The sequence below is a fragment of the Pseudomonas sp. JE3303 genome (assembly GCF_056312565.1).
The window spans coordinates 59,392-78,007 of record NZ_JBWGIF010000002.1; the positions used below are offsets into that span (position 1 = coordinate 59,392).

The 18,616-nt window shown below is 64.1% G+C and carries 17 protein-coding genes; 16 read left to right on the forward strand and 1 reads right to left on the reverse strand.

The genetic code is table 11. From position 1 onward, the window contains the following. Positions 1 to 280: 280 nt before the first annotated feature. The 16 genes from mraZ to lpxC all read left to right on the forward strand — a co-directional run bounded on the left by mraZ (position 281) and on the right by lpxC (position 18,096). The gene (gene mraZ / locus AC0ZZU_RS03715; protein WP_476339219.1) at positions 281 to 736 is read left to right on the forward strand and encodes a division/cell wall cluster transcriptional repressor MraZ; all 456 of its coding nucleotides are present in this window, start codon (positions 281 to 283) and stop codon (positions 734 to 736) included. Beyond that, positions 733 to 1,680 carry a 16S rRNA (cytosine(1402)-N(4))-methyltransferase RsmH gene (rsmH, locus tag AC0ZZU_RS03720; RefSeq protein ID WP_476339220.1) on the forward strand — a complete coding sequence of 316 codons (948 nt, stop codon included), beginning with the start codon at positions 733 to 735 and terminating at the stop codon, positions 1,678 to 1,680. Before mraZ ends, rsmH begins: the two co-directional genes overlap by 4 nt. Continuing rightward, on the forward strand, positions 1,677 to 1,970 hold the full coding sequence (gene ftsL / locus AC0ZZU_RS03725) for a cell division protein FtsL (RefSeq protein WP_476339221.1): 294 nt from the start codon (positions 1,677 to 1,679) through the stop codon (positions 1,968 to 1,970). Before rsmH ends, ftsL begins: the two co-directional genes overlap by 4 nt. Further along, the gene (locus AC0ZZU_RS03730) at positions 1,970 to 3,712 is read left to right on the forward strand and encodes a peptidoglycan D,D-transpeptidase FtsI family protein (protein ID WP_476339491.1); all 1,743 of its coding nucleotides are present in this window, start codon (positions 1,970 to 1,972) and stop codon (positions 3,710 to 3,712) included. Before ftsL ends, AC0ZZU_RS03730 begins: the two co-directional genes overlap by 1 nt. Continuing rightward, on the forward strand, positions 3,712 to 5,199 hold the full coding sequence (locus AC0ZZU_RS03735; protein WP_476339222.1) for a UDP-N-acetylmuramoyl-L-alanyl-D-glutamate--2,6-diaminopimelate ligase: 1,488 nt from the start codon (positions 3,712 to 3,714) through the stop codon (positions 5,197 to 5,199). The genes AC0ZZU_RS03730 and AC0ZZU_RS03735 overlap by 1 nt, the downstream gene beginning before the upstream one ends. Next, entirely contained in the window at positions 5,192 to 6,559 is a 1,368-nt protein-coding gene (locus AC0ZZU_RS03740; RefSeq protein ID WP_476339223.1) for a UDP-N-acetylmuramoyl-tripeptide--D-alanyl-D-alanine ligase, read from the forward strand. Before AC0ZZU_RS03735 ends, AC0ZZU_RS03740 begins: the two co-directional genes overlap by 8 nt. Next, entirely contained in the window at positions 6,559 to 7,641 is a 1,083-nt protein-coding gene (gene mraY, locus AC0ZZU_RS03745) for a phospho-N-acetylmuramoyl-pentapeptide-transferase (RefSeq protein ID WP_158459958.1), read from the forward strand. The genes AC0ZZU_RS03740 and mraY overlap by 1 nt, the downstream gene beginning before the upstream one ends. 6 nt (positions 7,642 to 7,647) lie before the next feature. Beyond that, on the forward strand, positions 7,648 to 8,994 hold the full coding sequence (gene murD / locus AC0ZZU_RS03750; RefSeq protein ID WP_476339224.1) for a UDP-N-acetylmuramoyl-L-alanine--D-glutamate ligase: 1,347 nt from the start codon (positions 7,648 to 7,650) through the stop codon (positions 8,992 to 8,994). Further along, entirely contained in the window at positions 8,991 to 10,205 is a 1,215-nt protein-coding gene (gene ftsW, locus AC0ZZU_RS03755; protein ID WP_476339225.1) for a putative lipid II flippase FtsW, read from the forward strand. The genes murD and ftsW overlap by 4 nt, the downstream gene beginning before the upstream one ends. Beyond that, positions 10,195 to 11,274 (forward strand): undecaprenyldiphospho-muramoylpentapeptide beta-N-acetylglucosaminyltransferase, encoded by a 1,080-nt coding sequence (murG, locus tag AC0ZZU_RS03760; RefSeq protein WP_476339226.1) that lies wholly within the window; start codon positions 10,195 to 10,197, stop codon positions 11,272 to 11,274. The genes ftsW and murG overlap by 11 nt, the downstream gene beginning before the upstream one ends. Continuing rightward, positions 11,267 to 12,721, forward strand: coding sequence for a UDP-N-acetylmuramate--L-alanine ligase (murC, locus tag AC0ZZU_RS03765; RefSeq protein WP_476339227.1), 1,455 nt, complete (start codon positions 11,267 to 11,269; stop codon positions 12,719 to 12,721). The genes murG and murC overlap by 8 nt, the downstream gene beginning before the upstream one ends. Beyond that, a complete protein-coding gene (locus tag AC0ZZU_RS03770) occupies positions 12,718 to 13,677 on the forward strand; it encodes a D-alanine--D-alanine ligase (protein WP_476339228.1) in 960 nt (319 codons plus the stop codon). Before murC ends, AC0ZZU_RS03770 begins: the two co-directional genes overlap by 4 nt. Before the next feature lie 5 nt (positions 13,678 to 13,682). Continuing rightward, positions 13,683 to 14,552: a cell division protein FtsQ/DivIB gene (locus tag AC0ZZU_RS03775; protein WP_476339229.1), complete on the forward strand. Its 870-nt coding sequence runs from the start codon at positions 13,683 to 13,685 to the stop codon at positions 14,550 to 14,552. A gap of 14 nt (positions 14,553 to 14,566) precedes the next feature. Continuing rightward, positions 14,567 to 15,820 (forward strand): cell division protein FtsA, encoded by a 1,254-nt coding sequence (gene ftsA / locus AC0ZZU_RS03780; RefSeq protein ID WP_476339230.1) that lies wholly within the window; start codon positions 14,567 to 14,569, stop codon positions 15,818 to 15,820. A 58-nt stretch (positions 15,821 to 15,878) separates the two neighbouring features. Beyond that, positions 15,879 to 17,072 carry a cell division protein FtsZ gene (gene ftsZ, locus AC0ZZU_RS03785; RefSeq protein WP_158459965.1) on the forward strand — a complete coding sequence of 398 codons (1,194 nt, stop codon included), beginning with the start codon at positions 15,879 to 15,881 and terminating at the stop codon, positions 17,070 to 17,072. A 112-nt stretch (positions 17,073 to 17,184) separates the two neighbouring features. Beyond that, positions 17,185 to 18,096: a UDP-3-O-acyl-N-acetylglucosamine deacetylase gene (lpxC, locus tag AC0ZZU_RS03790; RefSeq protein ID WP_158459966.1), complete on the forward strand. Its 912-nt coding sequence runs from the start codon at positions 17,185 to 17,187 to the stop codon at positions 18,094 to 18,096. A gap of 58 nt (positions 18,097 to 18,154) precedes the next feature. Here the strand turns inward: lpxC and AC0ZZU_RS03795 are convergent, their stop codons facing one another. After that, positions 18,155 to 18,607: a DUF721 domain-containing protein gene (locus AC0ZZU_RS03795; protein WP_476339231.1), complete on the reverse strand. Its 453-nt coding sequence runs from the start codon at positions 18,605 to 18,607 to the stop codon at positions 18,155 to 18,157. Positions 18,608 to 18,616 lie beyond the last annotated feature (9 nt).

The following is an 18,616-nucleotide window of genomic DNA, read 5'->3' on the forward strand; positions in this document are numbered from 1 at the left end:
GCGGGCATACCATTCGTAATATCTAAATAGTCTTATTCCTGAGAAATCACTTTAAGTTCGCCCCGTATGTGACTGGGTGCGTTGGTGTTTTTCCGTAGGAAATTTCTCGTTGTAGTACTTCTACCTTCGTTTGATGAGCTAAATCGCCGTCCTGTAAGGCTTTTCCTCATGAACTCGCCTTGACGGTGTGCTGGGCGGATTCCTATAGTGTGCGCGAGTGGCAGGAAGTGGCATGAAGTGGGTTTTCTGAGACAAAAACGCTAACATTGTGGGGAACGCCGTGTTTCGCGGAGCCAACGCTATCAGCCTCGACGCCAAGGGACGTCTCGCCATGCCGAGTCGGTACCGGGTCGAGCTGGATTCGCGTTGCGCCAGTCAACTGATCGTAACCATTGATGCGGTCGATCGCTGCTTGTGTGTTTATCCCCTCGATGAATGGGAACAGATAGAAGCCAGGTTACGTGCCTTGCCGTCATTGCGTCCTGAAAACCGTCGCCTGCAGCGCTTGCTGATCGGCAATGCGGTAGACCTGGAGCTTGATGGCAGTGGTCGTTTCCTGGTCCCGCCGCGTTTGCGCGAGCACGCCCAGCTCGACAGGAAAGTAATGCTGGTGGGGCAACTGAACAAATTTCAGCTGTGGGACGAGGACGCCTGGAACGCGCTTTCGGCGAACGACCTTGCAGCTATTCAACAACCGGGCTCGATGCCCGACGACTTGCGTGATCTTATTCTGTGACGATTGATAGCGGCTTCAAACACATCACCGTGCTGCTCGACGAAGCTGTCGAGGCTCTGGCTGTGCGCACCGATGGCTGCTACCTCGACGGGACGTTCGGACGGGGCGGGCACAGTCGCCTGATACTCGACAACCTGGGGCCGCAGGGCCGGCTACTGGGGTTTGACAAGGACCCACAAGCGATTGCCACGGGGCAAGCGCTGGCGGCCGAAGACGGCCGCTTTGTCATTGTGCAGCGCAGCTTTGCCGAATTGGGCAGCGAGGTTGCGCAGCGCGGTCTTGATGGCAAGGTCAACGGTATCCTGCTTGACCTGGGTGTGTCTTCACCGCAGCTGGACGATCCTGAGCGCGGTTTCAGCTTCATGAATGATGGCCCGCTCGACATGCGCATGGACCCGACCCGTGGCGTCAGCGCCGCCGAGTTCATCGCCACTGCGCCCGAAGAGGAGATCGCCCGCGTCTTCAAGGAATACGGCGAAGAGCGCTTCGCCCGCCGGATGGCCCGGGCCGTGGTCATGCGCCGCGAGGAACAGCCGTTCACTCGCACCGCCGACCTTGCCGAAGTGCTGAAAGTCGCCAACCCTGCGTGGGAAAAAGGCAAGAACCCGGCGACGCGCGCCTTCCAGGGGCTGCGCATCCACGTCAACAACGAGCTGGGTGATCTTGAGGCCGGGCTGGCTGCGGCCATGGACGCGCTGGAGATCGGCGGGCGTCTTGTGGTCATCAGCTTCCACTCGCTCGAAGACCGCATCGTCAAGCTGTTCATGCGCAAGCTCGCCAAGGGTGAGGCCGACAACCTGCCGCGCAACCTGCCGGTGCAGCACAAGGTCTTCGAGCCGAAGATCCGCGTTCATGGCAAGGCGCGGTTCGCCTCCGAAGCCGAGCTCAAGGCCAATCCACGCGCGCGCAGCGCCGTCATGCGCGTGGCGGAGAAGCTGCGGTGAGTGGGCTGTTCGCCAAGCCTCTGCCAGGCGGTAGCTTCTTCATGCTGCTGCTGTTCGCTGGCGTCCTGGGATCGGCCATTGCCGTGTCCTACAGCGCGCACTGGAACCGTCAACTGCTCAATACCCTGTACGGCGAGCTCAGCGAGCGCGACAAGGCGCAGGCAGAGTGGGGCCGTCTGATTCTCGAGCAGAGTACCTGGACCGCCCACAGCCGGATCGAGAGTCTTGCCAGCGAACAGCTGAAGATGCGCGTGCCCGCTGCCGACGAAGTGCGGATGGTCGCGCCATGATGAAACTCGAAGGCGCACTCTATCCCTGGCGCTTCAGGGTCGTGATCGGCTTGCTGGCGTTGATGGTCGGCGCCATCTGCTGGCGGATCATCGACCTGCAGGTGGTCGACCGCGACTTCCTCAAGGGCCAGGGCGATGCCCGCAGCCTGCGGCACATCTCCATTCCCGCGCACCGTGGCCTGATAACCGACCGCAACGGCGAGCCTCTGGCCGTCAGTACGCCGGTTACCACCCTGTGGGCCAATCCCAAGGAAATGCAGGCCGACAAGGCGCGCTGGCCCGCCCTGGCCGCGGCGCTTGGGCAGGACCCACAAAAGCTCACCGAGCGGCTGACCAAACTGGCCGGCAAGGAATTCATCTACCTGGTGCGTGGCCTGACCCCTGAGAAGGGCCAGCAGATCCTCGACCTCAAGGTTCCGGGCGTCTATGGCCTGGAAGAGTTCCGCCGCTTCTATCCCGCGGGTGATGTCACCGCCCACATGGTCGGCTTCACCGACCTGGACGACCACGGCCGCGAAGGGGTCGAGCTTGCCTACGACGAGTGGCTTGCCGGGGTGCCTGGCAAGCGACAGGTGATCAAGGACCGGCGTGGCCGGTTGATCAAGGACATCCAGGTCACCAAGAACGCCAAGGCCGGCAAGACCTTGGCGTTGTCCATCGACCTGCGCCTGCAGTACCTGGCCACCCGCGAGCTGCGCAACGCCATCGCCGAGCAGGAAGCCAAGGCCGGCAGCCTGGTGATCATGGACGTCAAGACCGGCGAGGTGCTGGCCATGGTCAACCAGCCGACGTACAACCCGAACAACCGCCGCAGCATGTTCCCGGCGGCCATGCGCAACCGGGCAATCATCGATGTGTTCGAGCCCGGCTCCACGGTCAAGCCGCTGTCGATGAGCGCAGCGCTCGAAAGCGGCCGCTGGAAGCCGACCGACAAGGTCGAGGTATATCCGGGCAGCCTGCAGATCGGGCGCTACACCATCAAGGACGTCTCGCGCAGCGAAGGTCCGATCCTCGACCTCACCGGCATCCTGATCAACTCCAGTAACGTCGGCATGAGCAAGATTGCCTTCGATATCGGCGGCGAGGCGATCTACCGGGTGATGTCGCAGCTGGGTCTTGGCCAGTACACAGGCCTTGGTTTCCCGGGGGAACGTGTGGGCAACCTGCCCAACCACCGTGAGTGGCGCAAGGCCGAGACCGCGACCTTGTCCTACGGCTACGGCCTTTCGGTGACCGCGCTGCAGCTGGTGCATGCCTACGCGGCCCTGGCCAACGACGGCAAGATGGTCCCGCTAAGCATCCTCAAGGTCGACGGCGCGCCGGAGACCACCCAGGTAGTACCGAAGGAAACCGCCGAGACCATCCAGGGCATGCTCCAGCAGGTGATCGAAGCGCCGCGGGGTGTGTACCGGGCCCAGGTGCCGTTCTACCACGTCGGCGGCAAGAGCGGCACGGCGCGCAAGGCCACGGTTGGCTCCAAGGGCTACACCGAAAATGCCTACCGCTCGCTGTTCGCGGGCTTCGGTCCGATGAGCGATCCGCGCTACGCGATCGTCGTGGTCATCGATGAGCCCAGCAAGGGCGGCTACTTCGGCGGCCTGGTGTCGGCACCTGTTTTCAGCAAGGTCATGTCGGGCACTCTGCGCCTGATGAATATTCCGCCAGACAACTTGCCGCCGCCCGCGCCTGCCGCCCCTGAGCAGCAGGCCACGGCAGCAGCCGCCAAAGGAGGGCGTGGTTGATGACAATGCCATTGAGCAAGCTGTTTGCCCACGCAAGCCGCGATCCGCTGATCCGCGAGCTGACCCTGGACAGCCGTAACGTACGACCGGGCGACCTTTTCCTGGCCGTGCCGGGTGCCATCGTGGATGGCCGCGAGCATATCGCCGACGCTCTCGCCCGTGGGGCGGCGGCGGTGGCGTATGAAGAGCAGGGCGCCACGGTGCTGCCGCTGACCGACGTGCCGCTGATCCCGGTCAAAGGGCTTATCGCTCAGCTGTCGGACATTGCCGGGCGTTTCTACGGCGAGCCGAGCCGCCAGCTGAACCTGGTCGGTGTCACCGGCACCAACGGCAAGACCAGCGTGACCCAGCTGGTGGCTCAGGCGCTTGATATCCTGGGGCAGCGCTGCGGCCTGATCGGTACGTTGGGCACGGGCTTCCATGGCGAGCTGCAAAGCGGACGCCTGACCACGCCGGACCCGATCGCGGTGCAGGCGACCCTGTACGACCTCAAGAAGGCGGGCGCCAAGGCCGTGGCCATGGAAGTCTCCTCCCATGCACTGGAGCAGGGGCGCGTTGCCGCGCTGGCGTTCGATATCGCGGTGATGACCAACCTGTCTCGCGATCACCTGGACTACCACGGCAGCATGCAGGCCTACGAGGCCGCCAAGGCACGCTTGTTCGCCTGGCAGACCCTGCGCGCCCAGGTGGTCAACCTGGATGACGAGTTCGGCCGCCGGCTGGCGGGTGATTTTGCTCGCCAGCGCAACCCCGGGCACAGTGAGACCCGCCTGTTCAGCTACAGCCTGGAAGACCACGCGGCCTCCCTGTACTGCCGTCAGGCGCATTTCGATGATGACGGCGTACGCGCGACCATCGTCACCGCCCAGGGTGAGCGCACCTTGCGCAGCCAGTTGCTGGGCCGGTTCAACCTGAGCAACGTGCTCGCCGCGGTGGCGACGCTGCTGGCGCTTGACTACACGCTCGACGAGATCCTCAAGGTCACCCCGCAGCTGCAGGGCCCCGTCGGTCGTATGCAGCGCCTGGGCGGGGGTAGCAAGCCGCTGGTGGTGGTGGATTACGCGCACACCCCCGATGCCCTGGAGAAAGTCCTCGAGGCCTTGCGCCCCCATGCCCGTGGCCAATTGCTGTGCCTGTTCGGCTGCGGCGGTGACCGTGACCGCGGCAAGCGTCCGCTGATGGCCGAAGTGGCCGAGCGGCTGGCCGACCGCGTGCTGGTCACCGACGACAACCCGCGCAGTGAAGAACCACAGCGCATTTTCGACGACATCAAGCCGGGGTTCGCGCGCAGCGAGAACGTCGAGTTCGTGGCAGGGCGTGGCAAGGCTATCGCCCAGTTGCTGGCCAGCGCCAAGGCTGATGACGTGGTGGTCCTGGCCGGCAAGGGCCATGAGGACTATCAGGAAATCCGCGGCGAGCGTCATGACTTCTCCGATCTGACCGAAGCCCGGAAGGCACTTGCAGCCTGGGAGGCCCCACATGCTTGAATCACTCTTGCTCACCCAGGTGGCTGGCGCCTTGAAAGGCCGTGTGATCGGTGCCGATGCCAGCTTCAGCGGCGTCAGCATCGACAGCCGCGCCATCGCTCACGGGCAGCTGTTCGTCGCCTTGGCCGGGCCGCGTTTCGATGGCCATGACTACCTGGCCGATGTCCAGGCCAAGGGCGCTGTTGCCGCCCTGGTCGAGCGCGAAGTGTCGGGTGTCGACCTGCCACAGCTCGTGGTCGCCGATACCCGCCTGGCGCTGGGTCAGCTGGGTGCCCTCAACCGCGCGGCCTTCGACAGGCCGGTGGCTGCCATCACGGGTTCCAGCGGCAAGACCACGGTCAAGGAGCTGCTTGCCAGCATCCTGCGCACCCGTGGTCCGGTACTGGCCACCCGTGGCAACCTGAACAATGACCTCGGTGCCCCGCTGACACTCCTCGAGCTGGCGCCCGAACACAACGCGGCAGTGATCGAACTGGGTGCATCCCGTGTCGGCGAAATCGCCTACACCGTCGGCCTGACCCAGCCGCAGGTTGCCCTGATCAACAACGCCGGAACCGCCCATGTCGGCGAGTTCGGCGGTCCGGAAAAAATCGTCGAGGCCAAGGGCGAGATCCTCGAAGGCCTGGGCGAGGGCGGTGTCGCGGTTCTCAATCTTGACGACAAGGCCTTTGAGACCTGGCGCACGCGCGCCGGTGGGCACCGGGTGATCACGTTCGCCCTGACCAACCCGCAGGCCGATTTCCATGCCAGTGCGATCGACCGCGACGCCCGTGGCTGTCCGTCCTTCACGCTGCACGGGCCGGAGGGTTCGGTCGCTGTCCAGCTCAACCTGCTGGGCACCCACAACGTCAGCAATGCGCTGGCCGCTGCCGCTGCCGCGCATGCCTTCGGTCTGACCCTCGAAGGGATCGCCGCAGGCCTCGGTGCCGTACAGCCGGTCAAGGGCCGGACCGTGGCGCAGCTCGCGCCCAACGGGGTGCGCGTGATCGATGACACGTACAACGCAAACCCCACCTCCATGTGCGCCGCGATTGATATACTCGCCGGCTTTTCCGGGCGCACCGTTCTGGTGCTGGGAGATATCGGCGAATTGGGGCCGTGGGCAGAGGAAGGGCACCGGCAGGTCGGTGACTATGCCCGCGGCAAGGTAGGCGCGTTGTACGCGGTGGGTCCGAACATGGGTCACGCGGTCAAGGCGTTCGGCACTGGAGGCCACCACTTCGCTACTCAGTCTGAGCTGATCGATGCGGTACGCGTCGAGCAGGCCAGAGACACCACTATTCTGATCAAGGGATCGCGCAGCGCTGCGATGGAAAACGTCGTGGCGGCTTTGTGCGGTCCTAGCGGGGAGAAACATTAATGCTTCTGCTGTTGGCTGAGTATCTGCAACAGTTCCACAAAGGCTTCGCGGTCTTCCAGTACCTGTCCCTGCGCGGGATCCTCGGTGTACTGACCGCGTTGTCGCTGGCGCTGTGGCTGGGCCCTTGGATGATTCGCACCCTGCAGATCCGCCAGATCGGTCAGGCCGTCCGTAACGACGGCCCGCAATCACACCTTTCCAAGTCCGGCACCCCGACCATGGGTGGCGCGCTGATCCTTTCCGCCATCGGCATCAGCACCTTGCTGTGGGCCGACCTGACCAACCGCTACGTCTGGGTCGTGCTGATCGTGACCCTGCTGTTCGGCGCCATCGGCTGGGTCGACGACTACCGCAAGGTCATCGAGAAAAACTCGCGCGGCCTGCCGAGCCGCTGGAAGTATTTCTGGCAATCGGTATTCGGCCTGGGCGCCGCCATCTTCCTGTACGCCACCGCGCCGACCAGCGTCGAGACCACGCTGATCGTGCCCATGCTCAAGGATGTCACCATCCCGCTGGGCATCGGCTTCGTGGTGCTGACCTACTTCGTGATCGTGGGCTCGAGCAACGCGGTCAATCTCACCGATGGCCTTGACGGCCTGGCGATCATGCCAACGGTGATGGTGGGCGGTGCGCTGGGCATCTTCTGCTACCTGTCGGGCAACGTGAAATTCGCCGAATACCTGCTGATCCCTTATGTGCCGGGCGCGGGCGAGTTGATCGTGTTCTGCGGCGCATTGATCGGCGCTGGCCTGGGCTTCCTGTGGTTCAACACCTACCCGGCCCAGGTGTTCATGGGCGACGTCGGCGCGCTGGCGCTCGGCGCCGCGCTCGGCACCATCGCGGTGATCGTTCGCCAGGAAATCGTCCTGTTCATCATGGGCGGTGTGTTCGTCATGGAGACCCTGTCGGTGGTCATCCAGGTCGCCTCCTTCAAGCTGACCGGCAAGCGGGTGTTTCGGATGGCGCCGATTCACCACCACTTTGAACTCAAGGGCTGGCCCGAGCCACGCGTGATCGTCCGTTTCTGGATCATCACCGTGATTCTCGTGCTGATCGGCCTTGCCACCCTGAAACTGAGGTAGATGAGCGTGTCACTGATCGCTTCTGACCACTTCCGCATCGTTGTCGGCCTCGGCAAGAGCGGCATGTCCCTGGTTCGCTTCCTGGCGAGCCGGGGCATTGCCTTTGCAGTCGCCGACACCCGCGAGCAGCCGCCGGAGCTGGACACCTTGCGGCGCGACTATCCGCAGGTAGAGGTGCGCTGTGGCGAGCTGGACGTGGACTTCCTCTGCCGTGCCAACGAGCTCTACGTGAGCCCGGGCCTCGCGCTGGCGACCCCTGCCTTGCAGCAGGCGGCGGCCCGCGGCGTGCGGCTGTCGGGTGATATCGAGCTGTTTGCCCGTTACGCCAAGGCCCCCATCGTTGCGATCAGCGGCTCCAACGCCAAGAGCACCGTGACCACCCTGGTAGGCGAGATGGCGGCCAAGGCCGGCAAGCGCGTCGCCGTTGGCGGAAACCTCGGCACGCCAGCGCTGGACCTGCTCGACGACAGTGTCGAGCTGTACGTCATGGAGCTCTCGAGTTTTCAGCTTGAAACCACCGACCAGCTCAACGCTGAAGTGGCCACTGTGCTGAACATCAGCGAAGACCACATGGACCGCTACAGCGGGTTGCCGGCGTATCACCTGGCCAAGCATCGGATCTTCCGGGGCGCGCGCCAGGTCGTGGTCAACCGCCAGGACGCGCTGAGCCGGCCGTTGCCTGTCGAGGGCCGGCCATGCTGGTCCTTTGGTCTCAACGCCCCGGACTTCAAGTCGTTTGGCCTGCGCGAAGTGGATGGCGAGAAATACCTCGCGTTCGAGTTCCAGGCACTGATGCCGGTGCGCGAGCTGAAAATCCGCGGGGCCCACAACCAGAGCAATGCCCTGGCTGCCCTGGCCCTGGGGCATGCGGCAGGCCTGCCGTTCGATGCGATGCTCGAAAGCCTGCGCGAGTTCGCCGGTCTCGCGCATCGCTGCCAGTGGGTGCGCGAGCGCGATGGTGTGAACTGGTACGACGATTCCAAGGCCACCAACGTCGGTGCTGCCCTGGCGGCCATCGAAGGCCTGGGTGTCGATGTCGACGGCAAGCTGGTCCTGATCGCTGGCGGCGACGGCAAGGGTGCTGATTTCAGCGCCCTGCGCGAGCCGGTCGCCACTTACTGCCGTGCCGTGGTGCTGCTCGGACGCGACGCCGAAAGGCTCGCCCAGACGCTGGGAGACAGCGTGCCGCTGATCCGCGTGAAAACACTCGATGAGGCCGTGCAGCAATGCGCCGGACTGGCCCAGGCGGGCGACGCCGTGCTGCTGTCGCCGGCCTGCGCCAGCCTGGACATGTTCAGGAACTTCGAAGAGCGTGGGCGCCTGTTCGCCCAGGCCGTGGGAGGGCTGGCATGATTTTCAACATCATCAAGCCGTACCCGTCGCCGCTGATCAGCGGCCGTGGCATCGACCTGGACTTCGCCTTCCTCGCTGGCTGTCTGGCGCTGCTGGGCCTTGGCCTGGTCATGATCACCTCGGCCTCTTCGGAAGTGGCCGCGGTGCAGTCGGGAAACCCGCTGTATCACATGTTCCGACACCTGGTGTACGTGGCCATCGGCCTGGTCGCCTGCGGAGTGACCATGCTCGTGCCGATCGCGACCTGGCAACGCATGGGCTTCACCATGCTGGTCGGTGCATTCGCCTTGCTGGTGCTGGTGCTGGTGCCTGGCATCGGCCGCGAAGTGAACGGCTCGATGCGCTGGATCGGCTTCAGCTTCTTCAACGTGCAGCCGTCGGAGATCGCCAAGGTCTTCGTGGTGATCTATCTCGCGGGCTACCTGGTGCGCCGCCAGCAGGAAGTACGCGAAAGCTGGATGGGTTTCTTCAAGCCGTTCATCGTGCTCCTGCCGATGGCCGGCCTGCTGCTGATGGAGCCGGACTTCGGCGCCACCGTAGTCATGATGGGTGCGGCGGCGGCCATGCTGTTCCTCGGGGGGGTAGGGCTGTTCCGCTTCAGCCTGATGGTTGTGCTGGCCGTGGTCGCGGTGTTCGTGCTGGTGCAGGCGCAGCCCTACCGGATGGCACGGCTTATCACCTTCACCGATCCCTGGTCGGACCAGTTCGGTTCCGGCTACCAGCTGACCCAGGCGCTGATCGCTTTCGGCCGCGGCGAGTGGCTGGGCGTGGGCCTGGGCAACAGCGTACAGAAGCAGTTCTATCTGCCCGAAGCGCACACCGACTTCGTGTTCTCGGTACTTGCCGAGGAGCTGGGAGTGATCGGATCGCTGCTGACCGTGGGCCTGTTCGTCTTCGTCACCGTCCGCGCCCTGTACATCGGCCTGTGGGCCGAAAAAGCCAAGCAGTTCTTTGCCGCCTACATGGCATTCGGCCTGGCCTTCCTGTGGATCGGCCAGTTCCTGATCAATATCGGCGTGAACGTCGGTCTGCTGCCGACCAAGGGCCTGACCTTGCCGTTCCTCAGCTATGGGGGCAGCTCGCTGGTGATCTGCTGCGCCTGCGTCGGCTTGCTGTTGCGCATCGAGTGGGAGAGCCGCACGCACCTGGGCAGCGAAGAGCACGAATTCAACGAGAGCGATTTTGCCGAGGAGGCGCAACATGGCCGCTGACGGCAAGAATGTACTGATCATGGCAGGCGGCACCGGGGGCCATGTGTTCCCGGCGCTGGCCTGTGCCCGCGAGTTCCAGGCGCGTGGCTACAGCGTGCACTGGCTGGGTACCCCGCGCGGGATCGAGAACGAGCTGGTACCGCAGGCCGGTTTGCCCCTGCACCTGATCCAGGTCAGCGGCCTGCGCGGCAAAGGCAAGTTGTCGTTGCTCAAGGCGCCATTGACCCTGGTCAAGGCCGTGCTGCAGGCACGGCGGATCATTGGCCAGATCAAGCCGGTATGCGTGGTTGGATTCGGCGGATACGTGACGGGCCCTGGTGGCCTGGCCGCGCGGCTGTGCGGCGTGCCGCTGGTGATCCACGAGCAGAATGCCCGCGCCGGCACCGCCAACCGGATGCTGGTGCCGCTGGCAGGGCGAGTCTGCGAAGCCTTCCCCGATACCTTTGGCGCCAGCGACAAGCGCCGTACCACTGGCAACCCGGTGCGTGCGGAGCTGTTTCTCGAGCCAGGCCGCGCCACACTGACCGGTCGCCGCGCGCGGCTGCTGGTGCTGGGTGGCAGCCTGGGCGCCGAACCTCTGAACAAGCTGCTGCCCCAGGCCCTGGCCGGAGTGCCCGAGGATGTCAGGCCCGAAGTGTTCCATCAGGCGGGCAAGCAGCACGCGCCGGTGACCGCCGAGCGTTACCGAGAAGCCGGTGTCGAGGCTCAGGTAGAGCCCTTCATCAAGGACATGGCCCATGCCTATGGCTGGGCCGACCTGGTGGTGTGCCGGGCCGGCGCCCTGACGGTGAGCGAACTCGCCGCGGCGGGCCTGCCCTCGATGCTGGTGCCGTTGCCCCATGCGATCGACGACCACCAGACCCACAACGCCCATTATCTGGCTCGTGAAGGCGCCGCCTTCCTGATGCCACAAGCGACAACTGGCGCAGCGCAGCTCGCTGAACGCCTGAACGAGGTGCTGATGCAACCCGAGAAACTCAACACCATGGCCGCCACCGCACGGCGCCTGGCCAAGCCTGCCGCTACCGGCACCGTCGTAGACATCTGCCTGGAGGTGGCCCATGGTTGAGAACCAGAAAGCCATGCCGCAGCCTGAAATGCGCCGTATCCGCCGTATCCACTTCGTCGGCATCGGCGGCGTGGGCATGTGCGGGATTGCCGAAGTGCTGCTGAACCTGGGATACCAGGTGTCGGGCTCCGATCTCAAGGCCTCGCCCGTTACCGAGCGCCTGGAATCCTTCGGTGCCGAGATCTTCGTCGGTCACCGTGCCGAGAACGCGGCCAACGCTGACGTGCTGGTGGTTTCCAGCGCGGTCAACACCGCCAACCCGGAAGTCGCCACGGCCCTGGAGCGTCGTATCCCGGTAGTGCCGCGCGCCGAGATGCTCGCCGAGCTGATGCGCTACCGTCACGGCATCGCCGTCGCCGGGACCCACGGCAAGACCACCACCACCAGCCTGCTGGCCTCGGTGTTCGCCGCAGGCGGCCTTGATCCGACGTTCGTCATCGGCGGCCGCCTCAATGCCGCGGGTACCAATGCCCAGCTCGGCACCAGCCGCTACCTGATCGCCGAAGCCGACGAGAGCGATGCCAGCTTCCTCCACCTGCAGCCGCTGGTGGCCGTGGTCACCAACATCGACGCCGACCACATGGCGACCTACGAAGGCGACTTCAACAAGCTGAAGAAGACCTTTGTGGAGTTCCTCCACAACCTGCCGTTCTACGGCTTGGCGGTAGTCTGCCTGGACGACCCGGTGGTGCGCGAGATCCTGCCGCAGGTCAAGCGCCCGGCCGTGACCTATGGCTTCGGCGAAGCCGCCGACGTGCGTGCGATCAATGTGCGCCAGTCGGGCATGCAGACCCACTTCACCGTACTGCGCCGTGATCGCGAGCCGCTGGATGTGTCGGTCAACATGCCGGGCAACCACAACGTGCTCAATGCCCTGGCGACCATTGCCATCGCTACCGACGAAGGCATCAGCGACGAGGCGATCGTCCAGGGCCTGTCGGGCTTCCAGGGTGTAGGTCGACGTTTCCAGGTCTATGGCGAGTTGCCCGTCGAGGGCGGCAGCGTGATGCTGGTCGACGACTACGGTCACCACCCGACCGAAGTCGCCGCAGTGATCAAGGCCGTCCGTGGCGGCTGGCCTGAGCGTCGCCTGGTGATGGTCTACCAGCCGCACCGTTTCAGCCGTACCCGCGACCTGTACGACGACTTCGTGCAGGTGCTGGCCGATGCCAACGTGCTGCTGTTGATGGAAGTCTATCCGGCCGGCGAAGAGCCAATCCCGGGCGCAGACAGCCGCCAGCTGTGCCACAGCATCCGACAGCGTGGCCAGCTCGACCCGATCTACATCGAGCGTGGCGTGGAGCTGGCACCGCTGGTCAAGCCGCTGCTGCGTGCTGGCGACATCCTGCTGTGCCAGGGCGCCGGTGACATCGGCGGCCTCGCCCCGCAACTGCTCAAGAGCCCGCTGTTCGCCGGTGCCGTGGTCAACCAGGGGAAGTCGAAATGATCAAGCCGGATTACGCTTCCCTGCGTTCGACCCTCGACCCGAAAGCCTTCGGCCGGGTCGGCGTGCTCTATGGCGGCAAGAGCGCCGAGCGTGAAGTCTCGCTCAAGTCCGGCGCCGCGGTGATCGAGGCGCTGACCAGCGCCGGTGTCGACGTGGTCGCCATCGACGTCGGCGATGACCTGCTGGCTCGCCTGGTACAGGAAAAACTCGACCGCGCCTTCATCATTCTCCACGGCCGTGGCGGTGAAGACGGCAGCATGCAAGGCCTGCTGGAGTGCCTCGGGATTCCCTACACCGGCAGCGGCATCCTCGCCTCGGCCCTGGCCATGGACAAGCTGCGCACCAAGCAGGTGTGGCAGAGCCTTGGTATTCCCACCCCGCGTCATGCGGTGCTGGGCAGTGAAGCCGATTGTATTTGCGCGGGCACGGAACTGGGCTTCCCGCTTATCGTCAAACCCGCCCATGAGGGTTCCAGTATCGGCATGGCCAAGGTGAACAGCGTTGCAGAGCTGGTCACCGCCTGGAAAGAGGCCGCCACCTACGATTCGCAAGTCCTGGTCGAGCAATGGATTCACGGTCCGGAATTTACCGTGGCGACCTTGCGCGGGCAGGTGCTGCCGCCGATCGCCCTGGGTACCCCGCATTCGTTCTACGACTACGACGCCAAGTATCTGGCCAATGACACCCAGTACCGTATTCCGTGCGGGCTGGACGCTGACCGTGAACAGGAGCTGATCGACCTGACCGCGCGTGCCTGCGATGCCATCGGCATCGAGGGCTGGGGCCGTCTGGACGTGATGCAGGACGAGCAGGGCCGGTTCTGGCTGCTCGAAGTCAACACCGCACCAGGCATGACTGACCATAGCCTGGTACCCATGGCGGCACGCGCTGCCGGCCTGGACTTCCAGCAACTGGTGCTGGCGATCCTGGCGGCAAGCGTCGAGACGCGAGGTTAATCATCATGCAAGGCGCGATGTTACGTCATCAGCAACCCGCCCCCGGTCGAAGCAAGCCGGTGCCGCGCGGTGCCAGCCGTATGGTGGCCGAAGAGCCACTTTCGGCGCGCCTTTCCAAGGCCAACTTCAGCGTGTTCAAGCGCCTGCTCTGGCCGGTCCTGCTGGTGGCCGCAGGGTTTGGCGCGTATGAAGGCGCGCAGCGCCTGATGCCTTATGCCGACCGTCCGATCACCAAGATCGCCGTCCAGGGCGACCTCAGCTACATCAGCCAGCAGGCAGTGCAGCAGCGGATCGCGCCATACGTGGCGGCAAGCTTCTTCAGTGTCGACCTGCCCGCGATGCGCGCCGAGCTTGAGCAGATGCCATGGATTGCCCATGCCGAAGTGCGCCGCGTCTGGCCTGACGAAGTGGTGATCCGCCTCGAAGAACAGCTCCCGGTGGCGCGCTGGGGCGATGAAGCCTTGCTCAACAACCAGGGCCAGGCATTCACCCCGCGTGAGCTTGCCAACTACGAGCACCTGCCGCAGCTCTTCGGGCCGCAGCGGGCGCAGCAACAAGTCATGCAGCAGTACCAGGTGTTGAGCCAGATGCTGCGCCCTCTCGGGTTCTCCATCGCCCGCCTCGAACTGCGCGAGCGCGGCAGCTGGTTCCTGACCACTGGCGCCGGCAGTGCCGGTCCTGGTATCGAGCTGCTGCTCGGGCGTGACCACCTGGTGGAGAAGTTGCGCCGCTTCATTGCCATTTACGACAAGACACTCAAAGAGCAGATCACCAACATCGCCCGCATCGATCTGCGCTATGCCAATGGCCTGGCCGTTGGCTGGCGGGAACCGATTGCACCGACGACGGCCCAATCCGCCGTTGCGAAGAATTAGAGAGAGGCAGGACCATGGCAAATGCGCATAGCGGCAAAATGATCGTCGGGCTGGACATTGGCACCTCCAAGGTGGTGGCGCTGGTGGGCGAAGTGAGCGAGGACGGTACCCTGGAGATCGTGGGTATCGGCACTCATCCCTCGCGCGGCCTGAAGAAAGGCGTGGTGGTGAACATCGAGTCGACGGTGCAGTCGATCCAGCGCGCTGTCGAAGAAGCGCAGCTGATGGCAGGCTGCCGTATCCACTCGGCATTTGTCGGCGTGGCGGGCAATCATATCCGCAGCCTCAACTCCCACGGCATCGTCGCCATCCGCGACCGCGAGGTCAGCACCGCCGACCTGGAGCGCGTGCTCGATGCGGCCCAGGCCGTGGCCATTCCAGCTGACCAGCGCGTGCTGCATACCCTGCCGCAGGACTACGTGATCGACAACCAGGAGGGCGTGCGCGAGCCCCTGGGCATGTCGGGCGTGCGCCTGGAAGCCAAGGTCCACGTCGTCACCTGCGCGGTCAACGCCGCCCAGAACATCGAAAAGTGCGTGCGCCGCTGCGGTCTCGAGATCGACGACATCATCCTCGAGCAGTTGGCCTCGGCCTACTCGGTGCTGACCGACGATGAAAAGGAACTGGGCGTGTGCCTGGTGGACATCGGTGGCGGCACCACCGATATCGCCATCTTCACCGAAGGTGCGATCCGTCACACTGCCGTGATCCCGATCGCCGGCGACCAGGTCACCAACGACATCGCCATGGCCCTGCGCACGCCGACCCAGTACGCCGAGGAAATCAAGATCCGCTACGCCTGCGCCCTGGCCAAGCTGGCCGGTGCCGGCGAGACCATCAAGGTGCCAAGCGTCGGCGACCGTCCTCCGCGCGAGTTGTCGCGCCAGGCCTTGGCCGAAGTGGTCGAGCCGCGTTACGACGAGCTCTTCACGCTGATCCAGGCCGAGCTGCGCCGCAGCGGCTACGAGGACCTGGTGCCCGCGGGCATCGTCCTGACCGGCGGCACCGCCAAGATGGAAGGCGCGGTGGAACTGGCCGAGGAGATCTTCCACATGCCGGTACGCCTTGGCGTGCCGCACAGCGTCCGCGGCCTGAGTGACGTGGTGCGCAACCCGATTTATTCCACCGGCGTGGGCTTGCTGACCTACGGCCTGCTGAAGCAGGCCGACGGCGTGCCCCTGACGGGTAACAGCAGCAACAGCTATGGCGATGAACCGAAGGCTCCAGTGCTTGAGCGATTCAAGCGCTGGGTCCAGGGCAATTTCTAAGTTTCAAAGCAGTAGTGGTAGGCGCAAGAAAAACTAGAGAACTGAAAGGAGAGGGAAAATGTTCGAGCTTGTAGACAACGTCCCGCAAAGTCCGGTCATCAAGGTGATCGGTGTTGGTGGTGGTGGTGGCAATGCCGTCAACCACATGGTCAAGAGCAGCATCGAAGGCGTGGAATTCATCTGCGCCAACACCGATGCACAGGCGCTGAAGAACATCGGCGCGCGCACCATCCTGCAGCTGGGTACTGGCGTGACCAAGGGTCTGGGTGCCGGTGCGAACCCTGAAGTCGGCCGCCAGGCCGCGCTGGAAGACCGTGAGCGCATCGCCGAAGTGCTCCAGGGCACCAACATGGTGTTCATTACCACCGGCATGGGTGGCGGTACCGGTACCGGTGCTGCGCCGATCATTGCCGAAGTGGCGAAAGAGATGGGTATCCTCACCGTTGCGGTGGTGACCCGTCCGTTCCCGTTCGAGGGCCGCAAGCGCATGCAGATCGCCGATGAAGGCATCCGCGCGCTGGCTGACAGCGTTGACTCGCTGATCACCATCCCTAACGAAAAGCTGCTGACCATCCTGGGCAAGGACGCCAGCCTGCTGTCCGCCTTCGCCAAGGCCGACGATGTACTGGCCGGGGCCGTCCGCGGCATCTCCGACATCATCAAGCGTCCAGGCATGATCAACGTCGACTTCGCCGACGTGCGCACTGTCATGAGCGAAATGGGCATGGCGATGATGGGTACCGGCTGCGCAAGCGGCCCGAACCGTGCACGTGAAGCCACCGAGGCAGCCATCCGCAACCCGCTGCTCGAAGACGTCAACCTGCAGGGTGCGCGCGGTATTCTGGTCAACATCACCGCTGGTCCCGACCTGTCGCTGGGCGAGTACTCGGACGTGGGCAGCATCATCGAGGCCTTCGCCTCCGATCACGCAATGGTCAAGGTCGGTACCGTCATCGACCCGGACATGCGTGACGAACTGCACGTGACCGTCGTGGCCACCGGCCTGGGCGCGCGCATCGAGAAACCGGTCAAGGTCATCGACAACACGCTGCAAAGCGCTGCCGCCGCGTACGAGGCTTCGGCCCCGGCACCTTCGCGCCACGAGCCTTCGGTCAACTACCGCGACCTGGAGCGTCCGACCGTCATGCGCAACCAGGCGCATGCGGGCGCTGCGGCAGCCGCCAAGCTCAACCCTCAGGATGACCTTGATTATCTGGACATCCCGGCCTTCCTGCGTCGTCAGGCTGATTGATGGAATTTATCAGGGGTATAAAGGTGATTGGTATTCAGCAAAGGCAGGGTCTGTTATCATCCCCAGTCTTTGTTGATACCAGTTCGCAAATTGCGCTGAAGCGGCCAATGCCATGATTAAACAACGCACCCTGAAGAATACCATCCGTGCCACAGGCGTCGGCCTGCACTCCGGTGAGAAGGTCTACCTGACCCTCAAGCCTGCCCCTGTGGACTCCGGCATCGTCTTCCGCCGCGCCGACCTCGATCCAGTGGTCGAGATTCCGGCTCGTGCGGCAAACGTTGGCGAAACCACCATGTCGACGACGCTGGTCAATGGCGACGTAAAGGTCGACACGGTAGAGCACCTGCTTTCGGCCATGGCTGGCCTTGGCATCGATAACGCCTACGTCGAGCTCTCCGCGTCGGAAGTTCCGATCATGGACGGTAGCGCAGGGCCCTTTGTATTCCTGATTCAGTCTGCCGGCCTGGAAGAACAGGACGCAGCCAAGAGGTTCATCCGCATCCTGCGCGAAGTGACTGTGGAGGACGGCGACAAGCGCGCTACCTTCATGCCTTTCGACGGGTTCAAGGTGAGCTTCGAGATCGACTTCGATCACCCGGCTTTCCGTAACCGGACCCAGAGTGCCAGTGTCGACTTTTCCAGCACCTCCTTCGTGAAGGAAGTCAGTCGCGCCCGGACCTTCGGTTTCATGAGCGATATCGAGTACCTGCGCAAGCACAACCTCGCGCTTGGCGGCAGTGTAGAAAACGCCATCGTGGTAGACACCGACGGCGTTCTGAACGAAGACGGTCTTCGCTACGAAGACGAATTCGTCAAACACAAGATCCTCGACGCCATTGGCGACCTGTATCTGCTCGGCAACAGCCTGATCGGCGAGTTCAAGGGCTACAAGTCCGGACACGCGCTGAACAACCAGCTGCTGCGCAAGCTGATCGCCGAAACCGATGCCTGGGAAGTGGTCACCTTCGAAGATGCCAGTACGGCACCGATCTCTTACATGCGTCCCGTTGCGGCGGTGTAAGTTCGAACACTCTCTAGTTCTTCAAGGCCACCTTCGGGTGGCCTTTTTTATTCCTGTCCTAAAGCTCCGGCGCATGCCGGGCGAGGCGCTCGAGGGCGGCGCGCAGCTTGGGGTCGGTGATGCCTTCGGCGGTCGACTGGATGCTTTGCGCGGCATTGCCGGACAACGCCGGGCCCGGGCCGGCCGGACGCTCGTGGAACGCCGGAGGCTGCACCTTGAAGGAGATGCGCTGCAAGCCATAGAACGCATCCATCACTTGCAACTGCCGCTGCAAGCGCTTCTGCTGGTAACGCAGCCGAGTGGCCCAATGCCCATTGGTGACCACCAGCAGGAGAACACCCTCTCGCCAGGACGCCACATGGCAATGCTCGCGGGCAGCCGGTTGCAGCTGGCTTTCCACCAGGCGCTGCAGTTGGGACAGGCGCTGGGCCTGGTTCAGCAGGGCCTTCAGTGGTCGGGCCTGGCGCAGCAAGGCGGCCGGCAGAAGGGCGGGCGAGGGCGTATACGCCATTGGGGATGA

What these genes read in the sequence shown, in the direction of transcription:
- mraY (WP_158459958.1), top strand. Translation starts at nt 6,559, where the DNA reads ATGCTTCTGCTGTTGGCTGAGTATCTGCAACAGTTCCACAAAGGCTTC.
- ftsA (WP_476339230.1), top strand. Translation starts at nt 14,567, where the DNA reads ATGGCAAATGCGCATAGCGGCAAAATGATCGTCGGGCTGGACATTGGC.
- AC0ZZU_RS03795 (WP_476339231.1), bottom strand. Translation starts at nt 18,607, where the DNA reads ATGGCGTATACGCCCTCGCCCGCCCTTCTGCCGGCCGCCTTGCTGCGC.
- AC0ZZU_RS03735 (WP_476339222.1), top strand. Translation starts at nt 3,712, where the DNA reads ATGACAATGCCATTGAGCAAGCTGTTTGCCCACGCAAGCCGCGATCCG.
- ftsZ (WP_158459965.1), top strand. Translation starts at nt 15,879, where the DNA reads ATGTTCGAGCTTGTAGACAACGTCCCGCAAAGTCCGGTCATCAAGGTG.
- AC0ZZU_RS03770 (WP_476339228.1), top strand. Translation starts at nt 12,718, where the DNA reads ATGATCAAGCCGGATTACGCTTCCCTGCGTTCGACCCTCGACCCGAAA.
- murC (WP_476339227.1), top strand. Translation starts at nt 11,267, where the DNA reads ATGGTTGAGAACCAGAAAGCCATGCCGCAGCCTGAAATGCGCCGTATC.
- AC0ZZU_RS03730 (WP_476339491.1), top strand. Translation starts at nt 1,970, where the DNA reads ATGAAACTCGAAGGCGCACTCTATCCCTGGCGCTTCAGGGTCGTGATC.
- AC0ZZU_RS03740 (WP_476339223.1), top strand. Translation starts at nt 5,192, where the DNA reads ATGCTTGAATCACTCTTGCTCACCCAGGTGGCTGGCGCCTTGAAAGGC.
- lpxC (WP_158459966.1), top strand. Translation starts at nt 17,185, where the DNA reads ATGATTAAACAACGCACCCTGAAGAATACCATCCGTGCCACAGGCGTC.
- ftsW (WP_476339225.1), top strand. Translation starts at nt 8,991, where the DNA reads ATGATTTTCAACATCATCAAGCCGTACCCGTCGCCGCTGATCAGCGGC.
- AC0ZZU_RS03775 (WP_476339229.1), top strand. Translation starts at nt 13,683, where the DNA reads ATGCAAGGCGCGATGTTACGTCATCAGCAACCCGCCCCCGGTCGAAGC.
- murG (WP_476339226.1), top strand. Translation starts at nt 10,195, where the DNA reads ATGGCCGCTGACGGCAAGAATGTACTGATCATGGCAGGCGGCACCGGG.